This window comes from Pseudomonas sp. RT4P38, assembly GCF_054897765.1.
In genome coordinates this window covers 6,196,078-6,218,165 of the sequence record NZ_CM142703.1, presented here as the reverse complement: position 1 = coordinate 6,218,165, position 22,088 = coordinate 6,196,078, and the positions used below count along the sequence as shown (strand labels likewise).

The following is a 22,088-nucleotide window of genomic DNA, read 5'->3' as shown; positions in this document are numbered from 1 at the left end:
TTTCGGCTGTTAATGCCTCGGTTTCTTCTCGATCCGCAACGACTTGGCCTTGGCTTCCACGATCAGGTACATCACCAGGGTAATCAGCAGCGGCAGGATGAAATAGATCGCCCGATAAGCCAGCAATCCGCCCACCAGGCTCCCTCGGGATGCTTCATGTTGCAGCAGCGCCACGAACACCGCTTCCAATACACCGAGCCCGGCGGGAATGTGCGTGATGACCCCCGCAATCGCGCTGATCAACAACACCCCAAGCACCAGCGGATAATCCAGCTTGCTCGGCAGCAAGGTGAAAATCACCGCCGCCATCAGCGACCAATTCAGCGCCCCGAGGGCCAGTTGCAGCACCGCCATGCGCAGGGACGGCAGGTTGATTTCCACCCCGCGTATCGACCATTCCCGACGCTTGGAAAACTGACACGCCACCAGATACCCTGCGCTCACCAGCAACAACAACACGCCCACACCCTGCAATGCGCCTGTGCTCAGCTTCCAGCCTGGTGGCATGCGCACCAGTCCGCTGCTGAACACCGCACCGGCAATCACCATGTAACCGAACCAGTTGGTTGCCAGGCTCAACCCGAGAATTTTCGCGATGTTGCCCTTGCTCACCCCGAGCCGCGAATACAGACGATAACGCATGGCAATGCCGCCGACCCAAGCGCTCAGGTTGAGGTTGAAGGCATAGCTGATAATCCCCACTGGCAGGATCTGCTTCCACGTCAGGTCCTGGCGAATGTAGGTACGACCAATAAGATCGAAACAGGCGTAGACCAGAAAACTCACCAAGGTCAGACCGGACGCGATGATCAGCGTGCGTACCTTGAAATCGGCCAGGGTGTCGAACACTTCGTTCCATTCGATGCGCTGGGCGAGCATCGTAATCAGCACGATCAGCGCCAGGAAAAACAGCATTGTCAGCGGCCGTTTCCAGCGGCTCCAGCGAGATTTGCTCGGGCTGTCGGCGTGGGCCGTCGGGTGTGCGTCAGCGCGGTTCATGGTGGTCGCTCCCGGCCGGATGGATGAACGGCTTCAGGCGCGGTTTATGCGCCGGCAGCCAACCGGCCCAGGCTGGGAAATGCCGCAAAAAGTGAAACACCAGAAAGCCGACGGTCATGTGCCAGATCCGTCCGCGCGGGGTTTTGTCGGCGGACATGGCCTTGCAATGGTTGTTACTCAGGTCTTCGAGGCGTTTGAACAGGTCGCGGTTGAAGGCGCGATCGCGGATCAACACATTGGCTTCCAGGTTCATCGACAGACTCAATGGGTCGAGGTTGCTCGAACCGACCGTGCTCCAATCCTCATCCACCAGTGCGACTTTGCCGTGCAAGGGACGGTCGCAATATTCGTAAATCTGCACGCCGGATTTGAGCAGGTAGTCATAAGTCATGCGCGCGGCGAGTTTGGCCACCAGCATATCGGGCTGACCTTGCAGGATCAGCCGCACATCAACGCCACGGCGCGCCGCGTCGCGGATCTCGCGCAGCAGGCGATAGCCCGGAAAGAAGTAGGCATTGGCGATCACGACTCGGCGCTGGGCACTGCGCAGCACCTGGCGGTAAACCTCTTCGATGTCGGTCGGATGCTCGCCGTTGTCGCGGTACACCAGGCGAACCTGGCCGTCATGATCGCTGAACGCCAGTTCCGAGCGCCGTTGCCTGCGCCGTTGCCACCAGTATTTGGCGCGAGCCGGGCGACCGCTTTGCAGCAGGGCGAAGTGATGAATGTCGGCCACCGCCGGGCCTTGCACTTCAACGGAATAATCCTGCTTGGCCTCAGGGCCGAAGTCAGCCAGATGGTCAGCAGAAAAGTTGATGCCGCCGATGAACGCAATCGTGCCGTCGACCACCACGATCTTGCGGTGCAGGCGGCGGAACCAGTTGGTGCGGATGCCCAGATGTTTGGGCGCTGGGTCGAAAATCTGGATGCGCACGCCGGCCTCACTCAGGGCGGTGAGGTATCCCGTGCTCAGTTCACCGCAGCCAAAGCCATCGAGACTGGCGCTGATCCGCACGCCGCGTTGAGCGGCGGCGATCAGTACTTCCTGCAGCTCATCACCGACCTTGTCCTCGAACACAATGAAGGTTTCCAGCAGGATTTCAGTCTTGGCCTGACGCATGGCCTCGAACACCCTAGGGAAATACGCTTCGCCGTTTTCCAGCAGCTCTACGCGGTTGTTGCCTTGCCAGCCATACTCGACGTCGACCACGCCCGGTTCACGGATCGGCGGGGTTGTGGATAAGTGCTCCACATTGGTTTTATCCATCGATGGGCTGCTCATAGCTCGATCTCCACCGATAGCGGTGCATGGTCGGAAAGGTGTGACCAGGGCCGCGCGGCCAGCACTTGCGGATGACTGGCCTTGAGGTTGCGCACGTAGATGCGGTCAAGACGCAACGCTGGCAATCGCGCTGGAAAACTGCGCGCCGGTTTGCCGTGGAGTTCGGCGAAAACTTCCCGTAAACCGCAGGGTGTGAGCAGTGCGTCGGCACGCTGGCGCCAGTCGTTGAAGTCACCGGCAACGATCACCGGGGCATCGCGCGGCAGTTCTTCGAGGCGCTGGGCCAGCAACTGGAGTTGTTCGGTCCGGTGGGTTTCGCGAAGGCCCAGATGCACACAAATGGCATGCACTTCCTGACCATCACCGGGCAGGCGCAGCACGCAATGCAGGATGCCGCGGTTCTCGTGACCGCTGATGGACACGTCGAGGTTGTCGTGGCGAATGATCTGGAATTTCGACAGCAGCGCATTGCCGTGATCGCCCGCCGGATAGACCGCGTTGCGTCCATAGGCGAACTGCGGCCACAGGGTGTCGGCGAGGAATTCGTATTGCGGTATCGGCGGCCAATTGTTGTAGCGCTGGGGATGATGCTCGTGGGTGCCGTGGACTTCCTGCAAAAACACCACGTCGGCGGACACGCTGCGCACCGCTTCGCGCAACTCGGGCAGGATGAAACGCCGGTTGAGGGCGGTGAAACCCTTATGGGTGTTGACCGTCAGCACGGTGAAACGGCGCACGGCGCTGATGATGGGTTGCTGTTCGTCGGTGGTGCCGACCGGTTCGGGAATGCTCATGACAGCACTCCTTCGGCGGCCAGTTCACCGGGACGGGTGGCGAGGTCTTTATCCAGATGAAAGCGCTCCAGCAGATGACGGGCATCGAAGGGCGCGCGGACTTTGATGTCGTTGTCGAAATAGCAGAACACCTCACGGGACTTGCGTGCCTTGGGCTTCTGCCGGGGCGCGATCAGCTGCGGGTCGCGCGGTTGCTGGCCGTGATGCCAGGCCTCGATCCGGTCACCCCAGCGTTTCAGCGCCTCGGGGGTGTAACCGCTGGCATAGAGTTCTTCGGCACCGTGCAGGCGCAGGTAGACGAAGTCGCTGGTGAGGTCTTCGCGGTACGGCCATTTTCCGGCGGTGTCGGCGATGACGAGCGCAGCGTTGTAGCGTTTGAGCAGGCGGACGAATGCCGGGTCGACGAAGCTCTCGTTTCTGATTTCTACGGCATGGCGCAAAGGCTTTTTCCCGTAGGCCTTCATGCTGGCGCGACCGTTCAGGCGCGATTCGTGTTGATGGGCGAGGGTGGCGGCCTCTTCGGTGTTGTGGGGCAACTGCTCGAGAAAGCTTTCGAACAGCTCGGCATCGAATTTGAAATTGGGCGGAAATTGCCAGAGGATCGGGCCGAGTTTGTCCTTGAGTTCCAGCACGCCGGAGGCGAAGAAATTCGCCAAAGGTTTGTGGATGTCACGCAGACGTCTGATGTGGGTGATAAAACGCGGGGCTTTGACGCTGAAGACGAAGCCCGCCGGGGTTTCTGTGTACCACTGGGCGTAGCGTTCAGGCCGTTGCAGGGCGTAAAACGATCCATTGATTTCAATGCTGTTCACCGCCCGTGAGGCGAATTGCAATTCGCGCTTGTGAGTCAGCCCCTTCGGGTAGAAGTCCCCCCGCCAGGGCGTGTAGCGCCAGCCTGAAATACCGATGTGAATCGCCGCCATATCGCCTCCCGTCTAATGGTCTTCGGACTGCCCCTGTCTTTTGATGACTGCGGAGCGTGCGAGAAAGTTTCGACAGGAGTACGGATGGTTAAAGTCTCTATTAGTGTCCTGCGATCACTTGGGCCGGTTGGGGTGAGGGGTGGCCCTTGATTCAGCCCAAAACCGAACTTGCCTACACTATGCCGATCAGTTCCTTACAGACCCTTTTGCAGGAGCGCCGCGTTTGTTCAAGTTCAAGACCGCGATACTACTGGGGGCGTTGCTGATTCTGGGCAGCAACGAGCTGGAGGCAGCCGCACTACCGGGTGTGCCGGCGGCAGCCACCGCTGCGACACCACTGGCGCACCCCGAACCGCTGGTACAGGGTGGTTTGCTGGGTGCCATCAGTTCGAGCATCGATGAAGTCCAGGGAAAACTCGATCTCAACGAGGACCTGCTCGACGCTTGGCGCCTGCGTGCGGACCGGGCGGCGGTTGAGGTGGATCAACTGGTCAATCATCCATCGGCCGGTTCAAGCTGGAGCGTGGCGGGGGATTTCCTGCTGTTGTCCTGTGTGTGGATGGGCGTCTTTGCGCTGCTCTGGCTGCTGGGGGGGCTGCTCGCCAAACGTCTGTGCCAGAACCGCCTGCTGCTCAGTCGCGAGCGCGGTCAGGCATTACTCGGTTATGTGTTGCCCTACACGATTCCGGCGCTGGTCAGCCTGCCGCTGACACTCTATGTCAGCCACTTCTTGCAAGTGTCCGCCGGTCGGGCGCTGGCATTGTGTTTCGCTTATGCCACCAGCAGCGGCATTTTCGCCGCGTCGTTGCTGTTGTCGCTGGTGGTGCTGTTCAACGCCGGCCACAAACGCCGGGCGGTGCAGTTTATTCGTCAGCTCAGCCCACGACCGCTGTTTTTGATGGGCTTTCTCGTGGCCCTGAGCGACGGCTTGACCAGTCCGCAGATCGCCCGCCTGATCGGCGGCAATCTCACCAGCAGTGTCGCGGTGTTCACCGGGGTGGCAGCCTCGGTCATCTTTGGCTTTTTGGTGATCAAAATGCGCCGTCCGGTCGCTCATCTGATCCGCATTTTGCCGTTGGCCCAGCGCCTCGGTCAGCCGGCCTTGCGTGAAATGCTGCGGATCTTTTCCGGTCTCTGGTACTGGCCGATTCTGTTGATGGTGCTGGTGTCAGTGATCAACCTGATCGGCATTGGCGATGACAACCAGAAAGTGCTGCGCTGTGCGCTGTTTACTACTGTGTTGCTGATTGCGACGGTGTTTCTCAGCACGTCGCTGCATCACCTGTTCAAGTCGCGCAGTCAGTTGGCCGTGCGCCGTAGCAGTGCCTACAAAGAGCGCTTTCTCAGCCTTTCGCACGCGTTGCTGCGGATCGCCCTGGCGATTGTGTTCATTGATGTCCTGGGGCGCATCTGGGGCGTGTCGCTGTTCGAGTTTGCGGTGAGTAATTCGGTCGGCCGGGCGATCAGCGATTCGCTGAGTCGTATTGGTTTGATTTTCCTGGTGACCTGGATGGGCTGGGTGGTGTTGGACACGGCGATTCAGGAAGCCCTGAAACCACCCGTTAACAAACGCTCCACGCGCCAACCCAGTACCCGAACCAAAACCATCTTGCCGCTGCTGCGCAACGCGATCAAAATCATCCTGGTGGTGATCTGCGCCATCACCACCATGGCTAACCTGGGAATCAACGTTGCGCCCTTTTTGGCCGGTGCCGGTGTCGTGGGGCTGGCCATCGGTTTCGGCTCCCAGCAACTGGTGCAGGACGTGATCACCGGGTTGTTCATCATCATCGAAGACACGTTGTCGATTGGTGATTGGGTGGTGCTCGACTCTGGCCACGCCGGCACCGTCGAAGGCCTGACCATCCGCACCTTGCGCCTGCGCGACGGCAAGGGGTTTGTGCACTCGGTGCCATTCGGTCAGATCAAGGCTGTGACCAATCAGTCGAGGCAATTCGCCTATGCGTTTTTCTCGGTGCAGTTCACCTACGACACCGATGTCGACAAGGCCATCGAGTTGATCCGCGAGGCCGGGGATTCCATCCGCGACGATGCGTTCCTCAAGTACAACCTGCAAGGGCCGCTGGATGTGTTTGGTGTCGACAAGATGGACCTCAACGGCGTGGTGCTGACGGCACAGTTCCGCACCGTGTCGGGCGGGCAATACGCAGTGAGTCGGGCGTTCAACCAACGTTTGAAAAAGCTTGTGGATAACAGCCCGTGGGTGCATTTCGCGCAGACTTATCCACAGCAGGTCTTGATGCCCAGGCAGGCTGATGAGCCGCTGCAAAGCGATGGACCTGCAACACAGCATTCATCGGTGCTGCTGCCGGATCAGCCGAGAACCCAATGATTTGTGTTGGGGCTGACGGCCTCATCGCGAGCAAGCTCGCTCCCACATTTGATCGCATTCCCCTGTGGGAGCGAGCTTGCTCGCGATGAGGCCGGTGCCGACAACATCAATGCCGGATCAGTTTGTTGTGTAGCTCGGTAGTGGATTGCTGATCCAACTCCAGCCAAAAAAGCTGCTTGCCGGCAATCTCGGCAGCAGCGGGCAATCCATCGCGATACACCAATCGATTACTCGCCAATGCCGGCACTTTTACCCCCGGCAGTAACGTCCCGGCGAGGTTCAGCGGATCAACCCCGCACACGGCAATCAAACTCCCGTCATGCGGCCGTCGCCGCACCTCGCGCAGTAAAGGAATGGCCTCGGGCAACGCAAACTGTTCGCCCGCCAAGCCACTGACAAACCGCCCGCCGCGAATCTCGCCTTGAGCTTCCAGCCGATGGAAAGTGCGCAACAATTCCCGCCAGCTCGGCAACCAATCCGCTTCACGTTCCAGCAAACGCCAGAACACCACGCCGTAGCGCCGAAGCAAGGTCATGGCGATATGTTCAAGGGTGTCGGTCGGCGTGGGCGCCGGGCGCTTGTTATCCACAACCGGCGCAGGCGCCCCGCGCCGCAACAGCGCCCAGCGCCCGGCATCGTCCATCCCGCCGACAAACGCTCCGCGCCCGCGTCGGCTGCTGCGATTCTGTCGCTTGCTGGCCGGGGTGATCAGCGCTCGCAGGCCGGCGAAGCTGTCGGCATTCACCAACCCGGCGCCGACCAATTCCTGCAAGGCGATTTCCAGTTCCGAGCGCAGCAGATGAGCCTCGTGAATCAGCTCATCGAAAAACAGCGCGCCGTGTTGGCTGAGTGCTTCATACACTTTCTGTGTCTTGGGCGACAGTTCGCTGGCCGGCGTCTGCTCGGTCAACCCGCTCCACAACCCGACCTGACTGCGCGGCAGCAGCAGAATCGGCGTGCTGCGCAGCGCCGTGCTGGCGCTTTTGTTGCGTGCGGTCAGCCGCGTCCAGACCAGTTTTCCGCTGCGGCACAGATCATCCAGCCAACTCGCTGAATAGTCTTTTATTCGCGCCGGCAAAAGATCGCTGTCCCAGGCTGAAGCGGCGGCGGGGTAGCCTTCGAACTGACCGATTATTGCTGGCAACACTGCGCTGCCCTGACCTTGGGTCGCGGCGGACAGATGCTGCCAGTCGAACAGGAAACGCATAAAGTCTTGCAGCGCCACGGGCTCGATTTCCCGCCGCAGACGCTTGACGGTGTAGCGGTGAATCCGCGCCAGCAGATGCCGTTCGCACCATTCTTCCTCACCCGTGCCGGGCGTGAATTGGCCGCGCAGCACATAGCCTTCGCGTTCCAGTTGCGCCAACGCCTGGGTGACTTGAGTCGCCGGTAATCCGAGCGGTTCGGCAATTGATTTCAGCGGCAACGGACCGAAGGCACTGAGCCGCGCACGAAGCACTTCGAGCACCGCTTCGTCCGGCGCCCAGACTTCATCGAACCCGGGCAACGCCTCCAGCGGTGGCTGCAAAATCGCCTGCGGATAAATCGCCTTCAGGCAAGTCAGTCGCTCCAGTGCCAACCACAGCGCTTGCCCGGCATTGACTTGCAAGCGGCTGGCGCGACCGCTGTCGGCCAGGGCGTTCAGCCAATCGAGCCAGTCTGGATGGTCTTGGGCTTCGGCGTCAGTGATGCACGCGAGGCTCATCAGGGCTTCATGCATTTCATCAACGCCAGTCGGCGTTGGCCAGGCTTCCTCGCGCACGGCTTGAATCGCGTCCGCATCCAGCGCACCGAGGTCGTCGGTGGACTGCGGATCGCTCCAGCGGCGGTTGAGTACCGCTTGAGTGCGGCGTTCTTCCAGCGGCGCATCGTCGAGAAAAGTGTAAGGCCGAGCGCTGAGGATTTCTGCTGCCAGCGGTGAGGGCGCTGGTAAATCGCGGCTGATCAGGCGGATGTCGCCACGTTCCATGCGCCGCAACAACGCCAGCCAGCCTTCGCTGTCCATGGCCTCGTGCAGGCAATCGTCGAGGGTTTGTTCCACTAGGGGATGGTCGGGAATTTCCCGTTCGCCGGCGAGGTTTTCCACGCAGGCAATCTGCTCGGGAAACACGCTGGCGATCAGGTCTTCGCTTTTCATCCGCTGGATCTGCGGCGCGACTTTGCGCCCGCCGGTGTAACGCGGCAGCGCCAACGCCACCCCGGCATTCCAGCGCCAGCGCACACCGAACAGCGGCGCATCGAGCACGGCTTGAATCAGGGTGTGTTCGGCGCTTTTGCTGTGCAGATAGCGCCAGACGTCATCGAGTTCAAAACTGTGGCTGGTGGACAGCGACAGAACGATGGCGTCTTCGCTGGCGGCAGCCTGCAACTCGAAGTTGAAGGTGCGGCAGAAACGCTTGCGCAAGGCCAGGCCCCAGGCACGGTTGATGCGGCTGCCGAACGGCGTGTGGATGATCAGTTGCGTGCCGCCGGACTCGTCGAAAAACCGCTCCATCAGCAGCGTGTCTTGTGACGGCAGGGCGCCGAGGGTCAGGCGCGCACGGGCCAGGTAATCGACCAATTGTTCGGCGCAAGCGAGGTTCAGACCGAGGGTGTCGGTCAGCCAGTCGATCGCGGGCTGCAGGTGACCGGGTGTAGCGCCGAGCAGCTCATCGAGTTGCGCTTGCAGGCGGGCCACGGCGAACGACAGTTCAGCACTGCGGCCTGGGGCCTCACCGAGCCAGAATGGAATGGTCGGCGGTTGTCCCTGAGCGTCTTCGACCCGGACCTTGCCGGTTTCAACGCGCAGGATTCGGTAGGAGGTGTTGCCCAACTGGAAGACATCCCCGGCGATGCTTTCAACTGCAAAGTCCTCGTTGACGCTGCCGATGTTCAGCCCTTGGGGTTCCAGCACCACGCTGTAGTCGGCGTTGTCCGGGATCGTCCCGCCGCTGGTCACAGCAGTCAGTTTGGCGCCCCGGCGACCGCGCAGGGTGCGGGTCACGGCGTCGCGGTGCAGGTAAGCGCTACGGATGCCCTGACGACCGTTGTAGCCCTCGGCGAGCATCTGTAGCAGCGCCTGATAATGTTTTTCGTCGAATTGGGCATACGGCGAGGCGTTGCGAAACATCTCCAGCAATGCCTGTTCTTGCCATTCCTGGCAGCTCACCTCGGCGATGATTTGCTGGGCGAGTACGTCCAGTGGCGCCTTCGGAATCTGCAAAGTGTCGAGTTCGCCGCGTCGCACACAATCGAGCAGGGCGGCGCATTCGATCAGGTCGTCGCGGGTGGTGGCGAACAGGCGGCCCTTGGGCGTGCCGCCGACCTGGTGCCCGGAACGGCCGACCCGTTGCAGGAACCCGGCAATCGAGCGCGGCGAGGCAATCTGGCAGACCAGGTCGACATCGCCGATATCGATCCCCAGCTCCAGGGACGCCGTGGCGATCAGCACTTGCAGTTCGCCGCGCTTGAGCCTTTGCTCGGCGTCGAGACGAAATTCCTTGGCCAGACTGCCGTGGTGGGCGGCCACCGCGTCCTTGCCGAGACGCTCGCTCAAGTGTCGACTCAGGCGTTCGGCCAGGCGTCGGGTGTTGACGAAAATCAGGGTGGTGCGGTGTTCGCGGGCGAGGGCGGCGAGGCGGTCGTAGACCAGTTCCCAGACGTCATTGGCCATGACTGCCGACAACGGCGCGGGCGGCACTTCGATGCCCAGATCGCGTGGGCGAGCATGGCCGATATCGATGATTTCGCAGGGGCGGTCGCGGCCGACCAGAAAACGCGACACGGCTTCGATGGGTTTTTGCGTGGCAGACAGGCCAATCCGCATCAGCGGTTGTGCGCACAACGCTTGCAGTCGCTCGAGGCTCAGGGCCAGGTGGCTGCCGCGCTTGCTGGCGGCGATCGCGTGAATTTCGTCGACGATCACCGTGCGGGCGGTACTGAGCATTTGTCGGCCGGAGTCGGAACCGAGCAGCACGTAAAGGGATTCCGGGGTGGTCACCAGGATATGCGGCGCGGTCTTGCGCATCGCCGAGCGGTCTTTTTGCGGTGTGTCGCCGGTGCGCACGGCGGTGTTGATCTGCAATTGCGGCAGGCCCATCGCGCGTAACTGCTCGGTGATGCCGGCCAGCGGGCTTTGCAGGTTGATCTGGATGTCGTTGGACAAGGCTTTTAGCGGCGAAACGTAGACCACCAGGGTTTCATCCGGCAGATGGCCGCCGTTGGCCATTGCGCGGTGGACCAGATCGTCGATGACCGCGAGGAACGCGGTGAGGGTCTTGCCGGAGCCCGTGGGTGCGGCGACCAGGGTCGAACGGTGCCGGCGGATCAACGGCCACGCCCGGGCCTGGGCGGCGGTAACCGTCGGGAAGGTGCTGCTGAACCAGGCGCTGACGGCGGGGTGGAAGCCTGCCAGGGCGCTGTCCGTCGGGATGGGCAGATTCATGGAGCAATTTATGCGGGCGGGGGGCTGAAGATGCAAGTACCGCTCAAGACCTTCGCTGTTGCTGAGGGCCTCTTCGCGGGCAAGCCTCGCTCCAGGTGATCGCATTCCCTTGTAGGAGCGAGGCTTGCCCGCGAAGGGGTCATTAGCCGCACCGCAAAATCCGGCGATCTACACTTTACGGATGACGGTTGCGCAGTAAACCCGCAAAATGCAACGATTCCGGCAACTATCGACGGCATTGCCCGCGAGCGGTGTCGATAAAGCCATTGTTTCAATCAGACTGGGCCTGCTGACTCTATGCGAATGCGCCTTATGTTACTGGGCGGCGGAAATGCCCTTGGGCAGGCGCTGATTCGCCTCGGTGCGGAGGAAGACATCGGCTTCCTCGCCCCCCGCCCACCGCACGACGGCTGGGACGCCGCGACCCTGACGCAACTGCTCGACGACACCCGTCCGGACGCGTTGATCAACCTCGCCTATTATTTCGACTGGTTTCAGGCGGAGACGGTCAGCGAACAACGTCTGGCCGGACAGGAGCGGGCGATCGAGCGTCTGGCCGAACTGTGCCAGCATCACAACATCGTTCTGCTGCAACCGTCGAGTTATCGAGTATTCGACGGCTCCCGGGCGACGGCCTACAGCGAAAAAGACGAACCGGTGCCCCTGGGCCTGCGCGGTCAGGCCTTATGGCGAATCGAACAAAGCGTGCGCGCCACCTGCCCGCAACACGTGTTGCTGCGATTCGGCTGGCTGCTCGATGACAGCCCCGACGGCACCCTCGGGCGTTTCCTCGGTCGCGCCGAACTGCCTGAAGAATTGCTGATGGCCGACGACCGTCGGGGCAATCCGACGCCGGTGGATGATGCCGCCCGGGTGATCATCTCGGTTCTCAAGCAACTCGATTGCTCGGCGCCTCTGTGGGGCACCTACCATTACGCCGGGCATGAGGCGACCACGCCGCTGGCACTTGGGCAGGCGATCCTCACCGAAGCACGCGCGCTGCATCCGCTGGCCATCGAAGCGCCGACCGCCCAGGCTCACGCCGCCCGGCCCGACGCTGCCGAAGAGCCGCAACACGCGGTGCTGGCCTGCAAGAAAATTCTGCACACTTTCGGGATCAAGCCCCGCGCCTGGCGTGCGGCACTCCCGGGCTTACTGGATAGGTTTTATCGCCATGGCTGACGGCCCTGTTTTAATCACCGGCGGTGCCGGTTTCATCGGCTCGCACCTCACCGATGCCTTGCTCGCCAAGGGCCATTCTGTGCGCATTCTTGATGACCTCTCCACGGGCAAACGCAGCAACTTGCCGCTGGACAATCCCGGCGTCGAACTGATCGTCGGCGATGTCGCCGATGCCGCACTGGTGGCTCGGGCGATGGTCGGTTGCAGCGCTGTGGCGCACCTGGCTGCGGTGGCGTCGGTGCAGGCGTCGGTGGATGATCCGGTGAAGACTCACCAGAGCAACTTCATTGGCTCGCTGAATGTCTGCGAAGCCATGCGCCAGACCGGCGTCAAACGGGTGCTGTATGCGTCCAGCGCAGCGGTCTACGGCAACAATGGCGAAGGCGAGTCGATTGACGAAGACACGCCCAAGGCGCCGTTGACGCCTTACGCTTCGGACAAATTGGCGAGTGAGCATTACTTCGATTTTTACCGTCGCCAGCATGGTCTGGAGCCGGTGGTGTTCCGCTTCTTCAACATCTTCGGCCCGCGCCAGGATCCGTCCTCGCCGTACTCCGGGGTGATCAGCATTTTCAGCGAGCGCGCGCAGAAGGGCCTGCCGATCACTGTGTTCGGTGACGGTGAGCAGACTCGCGATTTCGTCTACGTCGAAGACCTGGTCGACTTGCTGGTGCAAGCCATCGAGAAACCGCAGGTCGAAGTCGGCGCGGTCAATGTCGGCTGGAACCAGGCCACGACCCTCAAACAAATGCTTGAAGCCCTTGAAGCGGTGGTTGGTCAATTGCCGCCGGTGAGCTATGGCCCGGCGCGCTCCGGCGACATCCGTCACTCGCGAGCGAACAATCAGCGTTTGCTGGAGCGCTTTACCTACCCAGAGCAGACACCGATGCGTGTCGGCCTGGCGCGGTTGCTGGAGCGCTGAGGTTTACGCAGCCATGAAAAAGGCGCCTTTCGAGGCGCCTTTTTTGTGTGGCGGGTTTAGAACTTGTAACCCAGGCCCACCATGTAGATGAACGGGTCTACGTCCACATCGACCTTGGCGCGAGTGCCTTGTGCTACTGCGTTATTTTGCACCGTCGCGGTGGTGTCGATGTCGATGTAGCGCACCTGGGCGTTGATCATGATGCTGTCGGTCAGCATGTAGTCGGCGCCGACCTGGAACGCCATGCCCCAGGAGTTATCCGCCTTGAAGTTGCTGAAGCCGTTGGCGCTGGCTTCGCTGCCGACGTGCTCGTCGTAGATCCAGGTGTAGTTGATACCGGCACCGACATACGGCTGGAATGCGGACTTCGCGTCCAGTGGGTAGTACACAACGCTCAGCGTCGGTGGCAGGTGTTTCAGGCTGCCGAGTTTGCCGTTGGCCGCGCCCAGGGCGGTGCCTTTGATCTTCACGTCATGCTCGAACGGCGAGGCCGCCAGCAGCTCGATCCCCCAGTGGCTGTTGAGCATGTAAGCGAAGTTAAGACCCAGTTGCGTGTCGCTGCTCATGGTGGCCTTGCCACCCAGATCGGCACCCTTCAGCGGGCCTTGATCAACCTTGACGCTGGAGCTGTCGGCTTCCGGGTTGACGGTGATTGCACCGGCGCGAACGAGGATGTCGCCAGCTTCGTGGGCGTAGGCTAGCGGTGCTGCGAGCGCGAGGGCAAACAGCGAAGCGCAGAGCTTGGACTTGTGCATTGAGGGCTCCAAAGGACGTTAAAAATATTTGATGTCCAATGGTACGGAGGCGTCTGGTACGGTCTTTTGATTCAGCTCAATGAAACAGTGATGGCCCTGATTTTGTTTGCGCCTCTGATGGCCTCATCGCGAGCAAGCTCGCTCCCACATTGGATCTGCGCATCAACACACATCCCCTGTGGGAGCGAGCTTGCTCGCGATAGCTATCGACAAGGCAATACATAACTACCGGATTCACTCCGCCAGCTCATACACATAAATCTTGTCCGCTTCCATCTGATACCCCGCATCGGCCAATTCACTGCTGGATGCCTTGACCTGCAGCGCACCCTCGATCCAGTACGGCTGATACAACTCATCGAGCTTCACACCCACCTCGCTTTTGACGTGCACGATCTGGTTCGATGGCGGTGGCGGCACGTGGATGCAGGCGCCGAAGTAAGGCACCAGCAGAAACTCCGTGGTGCGACCTTCTTCACTCACTTCCAGCGGCACGATGTAGCCCGGCAACCGAATGTTCTGGCCGTTGAGACTTTTCACCACCGGTGCATTCGGCATGTCTTGCTTGGCCGCGGGTGCCGATTCGGCGGCCAACGCGTTGCCCATCTGCGACAGGTCATGCAGCGGCGTCATGTTTGGCACTTCCGGCGCGGCGTCCGGCGGGATCATTTCCGACCAGGTCAGGTCTTTCGGCTCGGCTGCCCACAACGGCAGGGCGACCAGCATCAACAGCGCAAGCACAGCGCGGGGCATGTTCAACGTCCTCATAAACGGATCGACAGGCCATCGGCCAAGGATTGGCGATACGCGCGCCAGGCCGGCACGCTGCCCATCAGCAACGCGGCGATCAGGATGCCACCGAGCAGCGTCCATTCATATTCGCTCGGCCAGGCCAGCGGCAAGTACAAGCCGTAATTCGCCTGCACGTAGCCCTGAGCCACGGCAATGCACACGTAAAGCAGCGCTACACCTGCGATTACCCCGGACAGCGCCAAGGCAAACGCCTCCAGCACCAGCAAAGTCGCAATATGCCACGGCCGGGCACCCACCGAACGCAGAATCGCCATCTCCCGCCGTCGTTCGTTGAGGCTGGTGAGGATCGCCGTGAGCATGCCGATCAACCCGGTCAGCACCACGAACAGCGAGACCACGAACAAGGCTTTTTCCGCCGTGCTCATCAAGCTCCACAGTTCTTGCAGCGCCACGCCCGGCAGGATCGCCAGCATCGGCTCTCCACGGAATTCATTGATCTCACGCTGTAGCGCGAAGGTCGAAATCTTGCTGTTGAGGCCGAGCATGAACGCCGTGATCGCTTGCGGCGTCAGGTCCATGTTGCGTGCCTGATCGGCACTGATCCGACCGTTGCCGCGCGCCGGCACACCGTTGTGCCAATCGACGTGGATCGCTTCCATGCCGCCGAGGCTGATGTGCAACGTGCGGTCCACCGGGGTGCCGGTGCGTTTGAGAATGCCGACCACGGTGAACGGCTTGTCGTCGTGCTTGACCAGGCTGATCACCGCCACGCCGTGGGCCAGCACCAGTTTGTCGCCGAGTTTGTAGTGCAGCGCATCGGCCACTTCGGCACCGAGCACCACTTCGAAAGGGTCGGTGGCGAACGCGCGGCCGTCGGCCAGTTCCAGGTGTTGCTGATGACCGTATTGGTAATGCTCGAAGTACGCCTCGGTGGTGCCCATCACGCGGTATCCGCGATGGGAGTCGCCGAGGGACATCGGGATTGCCCACTTCACTTTCGGGTTGTTGGCGAAGTGCTCGAAGCTGTCCCAACGAATGTTGTTGGTGGCGTTGCCAATGCGGAACACCGAGTACAGCAATAGGTTTACCGAACCGGAGCGGGCGCCGACGATCAGGTCGGTGCCGCTGATGGTGCTGGCGAAACTGGCCTTGGCTTCGGTGCGCACACGTTCTACGGCTAACAGCAGGCAGACCGACAGGGCGATGGCAAACGCGGTGAGGATCGCGGTGAAGCGGCGGTTAGCCAGGCTGGCCATGGCTAGACGAAACAAATACATCTCAGACCTCGGACGGGGTGGCGGCGCGATTGAGATCGGCCAGCGACAAGTGGCGATCGAACAGCGGTGCCAGGCTCTGGTCATGGCTGACGAATAGCAGGCTCGACCCGGCTTCGCGGCATTCGGCGAACAGCAAGCGAAGGAAGTTCTCGCGGGCGTCGTAATCCAGGGCCGAGGTCGGTTCGTCGGCGATCACCAATTCAGGCTGACCGATCAACGCGCGCGCAGCGGCAACCCTTTGCTGCTGGCCGATGGACAGCGAATCGGCGCGACGACTGAGGATGCTTTCATCTTTCAGACCCAAGTGGGCGAGGAGGGTGGCCGCCGCCTGATCGACGCTGCCGTGGCGCTGGATAGCCCGTTCAGCGCGCAGTTTGGAAAAGTGGCAGGGCAGCTCAACGTTCTCGCGCACCGAGAGAAACGGCAGCAAGTTGAACTGCTGGAAGATGTAGCCGGTGTGATCGACCCGGAAGCGGTCGCGAGCGCCGGCCGAGAGTTCGGTCAGCTCCTGGCCCAGCAATCGGATGCTGCCGCAATCAGGCTTCTGTACACCGCCGAGCAGGCCGAGCAGAGTGGTCTTGCCACTGCCGCTGGGGCCCTTGAGGAACAGGGTTTCGCCGGGCATAAGGCGAAACGCCGGGATATCCAGCAGCGGCGGGTGACCGGGCCAGCTGAAGCTCAGGTCGGACAGTTCGATGAGTGCTTGGGTCATAGCGCCGATTTCATGGGTTTTGGGTACTTGTCTCAATATCACATCCAACACAAACCCCTGTGGGAGCGAGCTTGCTCCGGGCGGCGTTCCGACGATAGCGGTTTTACAGTCACATCAGTGTTGAATGTGCTGACGTCATCGCGAGCAAGCTCGCTCCCACAGGGGATCTGCGGTGGGTTTAGAACTTGAGGGCGGCAGCCTTGGCCGTCACTTCGACCCCTTGCTGCCCGCTCGGGCTGATCAGTTGTAGCTGAATCTTCTGGGTCGCCGGGAACGTGTTGAAGATGTTCGCCAGGTCCAGGTTTTTCAGCGCGCCCGGTGCCGAGCAGCTGAACTGGTAATGGGCGTGGATTTCGCTGTGGTCGTGGTGATGACCGTCCTTGGCCTCTTCGTCGTGATCGTCATCGGCATTCGGCTTGTCGCCGAACAGCGGGCTTTCCAGTTCCTGTGTCGCGACCACGCAACCGGCGGCTTTCGGCAGGTTGAACAGCACCAATGGTTTCTCCAGCTGCGCACGAACGGCGGCAACCTTGGCTTTGTCAGCGTCGGTGGTGGCGGCGTGTTCGAAACCCACCAGGTTCATCGCCGGGCTTTCCAGCTCCAGCTCCAGGGTCTGACCGTCCAGCGCTGCGTTCAGGCGACCGACGCCATGTTCGTGGGCGGCGAGGCTGCCGTGCTCATGATCATGTTCATCAGCGGCGTGGGCGACGGCCAGCGGCAACAGGGCAAACGGCAGAGCGAGAAGCAGACGGCGCATGGCGGGTCTCCGGAAAATAAAATGAATGATTTGTTATGTGATCTTATAACGAAAGTGCCGAGAGTTTGACCATCTGCTTGGCGTTGCACAAGTCCCATGGGAGCATGCACGTCGGAAATGTGCAGGAGCAGACTTATGTTGCGAATTCGCGGAAGCATCGGCGAATGGCCGGTGGATTTGACGCTGGAGATGGATGACGGCGACTGGGCACGGCTCGGTGCGCAGTTGCAGGTGGTCAAGCCCGAGGGCAGTGCGGCGCCGGCAAAACCTATCAATCAGGATGATGCGCTGTGGCAGATCGCGAAGGATTTGCTGCGCAAGGCGGGGCAATTGAGCGGACCGGATTTGCTCGATCAGTTGGAAGGATTGACCGGCAGCGCGGCGTCGGGCAAACGCTTGCTGGTGCGTTTGCGCCACTGCTCTGATGTGAAAGTGACGAGCGGCGGAGATACGCCGCTCTACAGCTGGATCGAAAACGCTTAGTACAGCGCAGCAAACAACTTGCGGCGGTACGTGGTCACCAGCGGGTGATCGTTGCCCAGCAGTTCGAACACTTGCAGCAAGGTCTTGTGCGGCAAGCCTTCGCTGTAGCTGCGATTGCGCACGAACAGCTTGAGCAACGCATCCAGTGCCGCGTCGTACTGCTGACGGGCCAACTGCTGGATCGCCAGCTGATAAACCGCTTCATCGTCCTGCGGGTTTTTCGCCAGGCGCGCTTTCAGGTCTGCCGCATCCGGCAAATCCTTGGCCTGACCGAGGAACTGGATCTGCGCCTTGGCGCCGGCCAGGGCGGCCTTGTGCTCATCGCTCTTGACCGCGTCGAGCACGGTTTGCGCTTCACCCAGCTCGCCACGTTCGGTGAGGCAACGGGCGTAGAGGATCAGCGCCTTTGCGTTGGTGTTGTCTTCGCCCAGCAGCACTTTCAGCGTGGCTTCGGCGTCGGCAAAGCGGTTGTCATCAAACAGCGCCTGAGCCTGTTCGAACGGATCGGCAGCCGCCGGCGGTGGCATTTGCACGTGAGGCTCAAGCATCGCGCGCACGGCGGATTCCGGCTGTGCACCGGCAAAACCATCCACCGGCTGACCGTCCTTGAACAGCACCACCGTCGGCAGGCTGCGAATGCCGAAGCGCGAAACGATGTCCGGCTCGACGTCGCAGTTGACCTTGGCCAGCAGCAACTCGCCCTGATAGCTCTCGGCGATGGTTTGCAGCATCGGCATCAACGCCTTGCACGGCGCACACCATTCGGCCCAGAAATCCACCAGCACCGGTTTGTGGAAAGAGTTCTCGATCACCGACTGCTCGAAATCGGCAGTCGTGGCGTCGAAGATGTACGGCGTTTCCTGACTCATGGGGGATCTCGTAAAAGCGTGAATGGGGCAACTATAAGGCTAGCCACGTCGCGCGTGGTAGAGGCTCACATGCCGAAACTCTTCGGGCTCGGCCAGATCGGGCAAGGTCATCGCTTCGAGCATTTCAATGCGCTGATACAGCGGATGGCGAAAATCCCTCACGCGCGAATCGGCCACCAACGCTTCCTGGCCGCGACTCAAGAATTCATCGAGCAACGGCAGATTCGCCCGGTCGTACAGCACATCGGCCACCAGAATCAGATCAAAGCGATCCGCTTCGGCGAAAAAATCCATCGAGTAGTTGAGGTGTACGTCATTGAGTTCGGCATTCGCCCGACACGCGGCAATCGCCAGCGGATCGAGGTCACAGGCCACCACTTCGAGCGCTCCGGCCTTGACTGCCGCAATCCCGGCCACACCGGAACCGGCACCGAAATCCAGCACCCGTTTGCCTTTGACCCACTCAGGGAATTCGGCGAGGTAGCGGGCGACTGCCAGGCCACTGGCCCAGCAGAAGCTCCAATAGGGCGGCTCATGGAGAATCCGCCGGGTTTCTTCGGGGCTGAACGCGCGGTCCATGTTGTCGCCGTCGATCAGCCAAAGCTTCAGATCGGTGTCCGGCAATTCACAGGCAACCAGTTGTGCGTCACCGAGTAGTTCACCCAGCGCCTGTTGCAGGTCGAGCGGTGCAATCATGGCGCTTTGACGAATTGCAGCTGACCCAACACTTGCGTCGTTGGCTGGCTGATGACTTGCGACGGCAGATGCAAAATCAGCTGGCCGGACTGGCTGGCGCGGCCACGCAGTTCAACGCGGGCACCAACCGGGAAGGATTCCGGGTTGAAACGCAGGTGAAACGGCAGAATCTGGTTGGTGCCGATCAGGCTGGAACTGGCGAGCAATTGTTGCGGACGGTCCTTGTCATCGATCACCAGCAGCGCCAGTTCGACTTCGGCGCCGGCCGGCACGCCTTGCAGGGTGCCGCTCAATTCACGCTGATAAGCGGGCAGCGGGCCGAGGTTGGCTGATTCCCTGGCTTTCTTCTGTGCCTGTTGTGGCGCGGGGCCTGGCGTCGGCGGCTGGGGCTTGGGCGCATCGCTGCTGCAGGCCACCAGCAGGCTGAAAAGACTGAGCAAAACCAGCGGTCTTAGGGACATTTTCGGCTCCAGCAAGGTGAAATCCATGGATCTAGCTCTATAGCCCGTCTGTATACCGCAAACCCTATGGCTTGTCTTGCCACGGGGATGCGCTACCATGGCCCTCCCTTTTTTTGTTGCCTGCCACCATGCACTGTCCCTTCTGCGGTGCCAACGACACCAAGGTCATCGACTCGCGTCTGGTCGCCGAGGGCGAACAGGTGCGCCGCCGGCGTGAATGCCTGGCCTGCGGCGAACGTTTCACGACGTTCGAGACCGCCGAACTGGTGTTGCCGCGCCTGATCAAAACCGACGGCAGCCGCCAGCCGTTCGACGAAGAAAAACTCCGCGCCGGCATGCAGCGTGCGCTGGAGAAGCGCCCGGTGAGTGTCGAGCGCCTGGAATCGTCGCTGGTGCACATCAAACACAAACTGCGCGCCACCGGTGAGCGAGAGGTTAAATCCCTTGTCGTCGGTGAACTGGTGATGGCCGAGCTGCAAAAGCTCGACGAAGTCGCCTACATTCGTTTCGCCTCCGTGTATCGGCGCTTCCAGGACCTCAACGAGTTCCGCGAAGAGATCGATCGCCTGGCCCGTGAGCCGGTGAAAGAATGACCACCTCTGTAGAACTTGCCATCCTCGACGCCCATTACATGGCCCGTGCCCTGGAACTGGCGCGTAAAGGTCATTACACGACGCACCCCAACCCTCGGGTGGGCTGTGTGATCGTGCGGGACGGGCAGATTGTCGGCGAAGGTTGGCACGTGCGCACCGGCGAGCCACACGCCGAAGTCCACGCCCTGCGCGCCGCTGGCGATAAGGCGCGAGGCGCCACCGCTTACGTGACCCTCGAACCTTGCAGCCACCACGGACGGACGCCGCCTTGTGCGGATGCGCTGGTACATGCGGGTGTGGCTCGAGTAGTCGCGGCGATGCAAGACCCGAACCCGTCGGTTGCCGGTCGTGGCATGCAGCGTCTGGCCCAGGCTGGCATCGCTACCGAAAGCGGTGTGCTGGAAGGCGAAGCGCGCAAGCTCAATGAAGGCTTCCTGAAACGCATGGAACACGGCTTGCCGTTCGTGCGGGTCAAATTGGCCATGAGCCTCGACGGTCGCACGGCGATGGAAAGCGGCGAAAGCCAATGGATCACCGGTCCGGCGGCGCGTTCGGCGGTACAACGCCTGCGCGCTCAGGCCAGCGTAGTGCTGACCGGCGCCGACACGGTGCTGGCAGACAACGCCCGTCTCACTGTGCGTGCCGATGAGCTAGGCCTGGACCCTGAACAAACGGCCCTGGCCATGAGCCGTCCGCCGCTTCGCGTGCTGATTGACGGCCGCCTGCGCGTGCCGCTGGACGCGCCGTTCTTCAAGGCCGGCCCGGCGCTGGTCGCCACGTGCATGGCGATCGAAGAGCAATACGCCAATGGCCCGGAGTGCTTGATCGTGGCGGGCGAGGATGGTTTGGTCGACCTGCGCAAACTGCTGGTCGAACTTGCCGCCCGTGGGGTCAACGAAGTGTTGGTCGAGGCTGGTCCGCGTCTGGCCGGGGCTTTTGCTCAGCAAGGGCTGGTAGACGAGTTCCAGATTTTCATCGCCGGCAAGTTTCTCGGGTCATCGGCACGGCCGCTGCTGGACTGGCCGCTCGCGCAAATGAAGGATGCGCCCGAGCTCAAAATCACTGAAATTCGCGCGGTTGGCGATGACTGGCGAGTCATCGCCATTCCTTCGCCAACGGCGAGCGTATAATTGCGGGCCTGCGCCACGCGACGGCCCTGTTCTCGAGGAGGACTCCATGTTTACCGGCATCATCGAATCCATCGGCAGTATTCGTGCATTGACCCCAAAAGGCGGAGATGTGCGGGTACACGTAGAAACCGGCAAGCTCGACCTGAGCGACGTCAAACTGGGCGACAGCATCGCGGTCAACGGCGTGTGCCTGACCGCGGTTGAGTTGCCAGGCAACGGCTTTGCGGCGGACGTCAGTCGCGAAACCCTCGACTGCACCGCCATGAATGATCTGAAAAGCGGCAGCCCGGTCAACCTGGAAAAAGCCCTGACCCCGACCACTCGCCTCGGCGGGCATCTGGTCAGCGGCCACGTCGATGGCGTGGGCGAAGTGGTTGCCCGTACCGAGAATGCTCGCGCTGTGGAGTTCCGCATCCGCGCGCCGAAAGAGCTGGCCAAGTACATCGCCCATAAAGGCTCGATCACCGTCGACGGCACCAGCCTGACCGTGAACGCGGTCGATGGCGCCGAGTTCTTGCTGACGATCATTCCGCACACCCTGAGCGAAACCATCATGGCGTCTTACCAGCCAGGTCGCCGGGTGAATCTTGAAGTTGACTTGCTGGCACGTTATCTGGAACGCCTGCTTTTAGGCGATAAAGCCGCAGAGCCAACCTCCAGTAACATCACCGAAAGCTTTCTGGCCGCCAACGGCTACCTCAAATCCTGACCCAAGGGGGTGCCT

Annotated in this window: 20 protein-coding genes; 7 read left to right on the top strand and 13 right to left on the bottom strand. The window is 61.4% G+C overall.

The genetic code is table 11. The features are described from left to right. Positions 1–9: 9 nt before the first annotated feature. The 4 genes from ACYZT7_RS28930 to ACYZT7_RS28915 are packed head-to-tail and all read right to left on the bottom strand — an operon-like array spanning position 10 to position 3,998. Complete coding sequence (locus tag ACYZT7_RS28930; protein ID WP_462039163.1) at positions 10–999, bottom strand: lysylphosphatidylglycerol synthase domain-containing protein; 990 nt, start codon at positions 997–999, stop codon at positions 10–12. Next, complete coding sequence (gene clsB / locus ACYZT7_RS28925) at positions 986–2,281, bottom strand: cardiolipin synthase ClsB (RefSeq protein ID WP_462039162.1); 1,296 nt, start codon at positions 2,279–2,281, stop codon at positions 986–988. Before clsB ends, ACYZT7_RS28930 begins: the two co-directional genes overlap by 14 nt. Then, complete coding sequence (locus ACYZT7_RS28920) at positions 2,278–3,075, bottom strand: endonuclease/exonuclease/phosphatase family protein (RefSeq protein WP_462039161.1); 798 nt, start codon at positions 3,073–3,075, stop codon at positions 2,278–2,280. The genes clsB and ACYZT7_RS28920 overlap by 4 nt, the downstream gene beginning before the upstream one ends. Continuing rightward, positions 3,072–3,998, bottom strand: a complete 927-nt coding sequence (locus tag ACYZT7_RS28915) for a DUF72 domain-containing protein (RefSeq protein ID WP_462039160.1) — start codon at positions 3,996–3,998, stop codon at positions 3,072–3,074. The genes ACYZT7_RS28920 and ACYZT7_RS28915 overlap by 4 nt, the downstream gene beginning before the upstream one ends. A 223-nt stretch (positions 3,999–4,221) precedes the next feature. Between ACYZT7_RS28915 and ACYZT7_RS28910 the strand changes: the two genes are divergently transcribed. Next, the gene (locus tag ACYZT7_RS28910) at positions 4,222–6,351 is read left to right on the top strand and encodes a mechanosensitive ion channel family protein (RefSeq protein WP_462039159.1); all 2,130 of its coding nucleotides are present in this window, start codon (positions 4,222–4,224) and stop codon (positions 6,349–6,351) included. Positions 6,352–6,457: 106 nt separating this feature from the next. Here ACYZT7_RS28910 and ACYZT7_RS28905 read toward each other — a convergent pair whose 3' ends face one another. Next, the gene (locus ACYZT7_RS28905) at positions 6,458–10,774 is read right to left on the bottom strand and encodes an Lhr family helicase (protein ID WP_462039158.1); all 4,317 of its coding nucleotides are present in this window, start codon (positions 10,772–10,774) and stop codon (positions 6,458–6,460) included. 297 nt (positions 10,775–11,071) lie between these two features. Between ACYZT7_RS28905 and ACYZT7_RS28900 the strand changes: the two genes are divergently transcribed. After that, positions 11,072–11,956 (top strand): sugar nucleotide-binding protein, encoded by an 885-nt coding sequence (locus ACYZT7_RS28900; protein WP_462039157.1) that lies wholly within the window; start codon positions 11,072–11,074, stop codon positions 11,954–11,956. Next, on the top strand, positions 11,949–12,878 hold the full coding sequence (locus tag ACYZT7_RS28895; protein WP_462039156.1) for an NAD-dependent epimerase/dehydratase family protein: 930 nt from the start codon (positions 11,949–11,951) through the stop codon (positions 12,876–12,878). The genes ACYZT7_RS28900 and ACYZT7_RS28895 overlap by 8 nt, the downstream gene beginning before the upstream one ends. A gap of 56 nt (positions 12,879–12,934) precedes the next feature. Here the strand turns inward: ACYZT7_RS28895 and ACYZT7_RS28890 are convergent, their stop codons facing one another. The 5 genes from ACYZT7_RS28890 to ACYZT7_RS28870 form a co-directional block, all read right to left on the bottom strand. Continuing rightward, positions 12,935–13,633, bottom strand: coding sequence for an OmpW/AlkL family protein (locus ACYZT7_RS28890; RefSeq protein WP_462039155.1), 699 nt, complete (start codon positions 13,631–13,633; stop codon positions 12,935–12,937). A 234-nt stretch (positions 13,634–13,867) separates the two neighbouring features. After that, a complete protein-coding gene (locus ACYZT7_RS28885) occupies positions 13,868–14,386 on the bottom strand; it encodes a DUF3299 domain-containing protein (RefSeq protein ID WP_462039154.1) in 519 nt (172 codons plus the stop codon). Positions 14,387–14,397: 11 nt separating this feature from the next. Then, positions 14,398–15,663: an ABC transporter permease gene (locus tag ACYZT7_RS28880; RefSeq protein ID WP_462039153.1), complete on the bottom strand. Its 1,266-nt coding sequence runs from the start codon at positions 15,661–15,663 to the stop codon at positions 14,398–14,400. A 1-nt stretch (position 15,664) separates the two neighbouring features. Beyond that, positions 15,665–16,375, bottom strand: a complete 711-nt coding sequence (locus tag ACYZT7_RS28875) for an ABC transporter ATP-binding protein (protein ID WP_462039152.1) — start codon at positions 16,373–16,375, stop codon at positions 15,665–15,667. A gap of 178 nt (positions 16,376–16,553) precedes the next feature. Next, positions 16,554–17,132: a DUF2796 domain-containing protein gene (locus ACYZT7_RS28870; protein ID WP_462039151.1), complete on the bottom strand. Its 579-nt coding sequence runs from the start codon at positions 17,130–17,132 to the stop codon at positions 16,554–16,556. 135 nt (positions 17,133–17,267) lie between these two features. Between ACYZT7_RS28870 and ACYZT7_RS28865 the strand changes: the two genes are divergently transcribed. Next, positions 17,268–17,615, top strand: coding sequence for a hypothetical protein (locus tag ACYZT7_RS28865; protein ID WP_462039150.1), 348 nt, complete (start codon positions 17,268–17,270; stop codon positions 17,613–17,615). Here ACYZT7_RS28865 and trxA read toward each other — a convergent pair. The 3 genes from trxA to ACYZT7_RS28850 are packed head-to-tail and all read right to left on the bottom strand — an operon-like array spanning position 17,612 to position 19,641. After that, the gene (gene trxA / locus ACYZT7_RS28860; protein WP_129440809.1) at positions 17,612–18,484 is read right to left on the bottom strand and encodes a thioredoxin; all 873 of its coding nucleotides are present in this window, start codon (positions 18,482–18,484) and stop codon (positions 17,612–17,614) included. The two genes, ACYZT7_RS28865 and trxA, sit on opposite strands and share 4 nt — an antisense overlap. Before the next feature lie 39 nt (positions 18,485–18,523). After that, positions 18,524–19,180 (bottom strand): class I SAM-dependent methyltransferase, encoded by a 657-nt coding sequence (locus tag ACYZT7_RS28855; RefSeq protein ID WP_462039149.1) that lies wholly within the window; start codon positions 19,178–19,180, stop codon positions 18,524–18,526. Next, positions 19,177–19,641 carry a YbaY family lipoprotein gene (locus ACYZT7_RS28850; protein ID WP_283184638.1) on the bottom strand — a complete coding sequence of 155 codons (465 nt, stop codon included), beginning with the start codon at positions 19,639–19,641 and terminating at the stop codon, positions 19,177–19,179. Before ACYZT7_RS28850 ends, ACYZT7_RS28855 begins: the two co-directional genes overlap by 4 nt. 128 nt (positions 19,642–19,769) lie before the next feature. Between ACYZT7_RS28850 and nrdR the strand changes: the two genes are divergently transcribed. From nrdR to ACYZT7_RS28835, 3 genes are read left to right on the top strand one after another with little or no spacing between them, the layout of a single operon-like run. Next, positions 19,770–20,234 carry a transcriptional regulator NrdR gene (nrdR, locus tag ACYZT7_RS28845; protein ID WP_003228656.1) on the top strand — a complete coding sequence of 155 codons (465 nt, stop codon included), beginning with the start codon at positions 19,770–19,772 and terminating at the stop codon, positions 20,232–20,234. Beyond that, positions 20,231–21,364 (top strand): bifunctional diaminohydroxyphosphoribosylaminopyrimidine deaminase/5-amino-6-(5-phosphoribosylamino)uracil reductase RibD, encoded by a 1,134-nt coding sequence (gene ribD / locus ACYZT7_RS28840; protein ID WP_462039148.1) that lies wholly within the window; start codon positions 20,231–20,233, stop codon positions 21,362–21,364. The genes nrdR and ribD overlap by 4 nt, the downstream gene beginning before the upstream one ends. Before the next feature lie 46 nt (positions 21,365–21,410). Further along, positions 21,411–22,073: a riboflavin synthase gene (locus tag ACYZT7_RS28835; protein WP_008033746.1), complete on the top strand. Its 663-nt coding sequence runs from the start codon at positions 21,411–21,413 to the stop codon at positions 22,071–22,073. Positions 22,074–22,088: the final 15 nt, after the last annotated feature.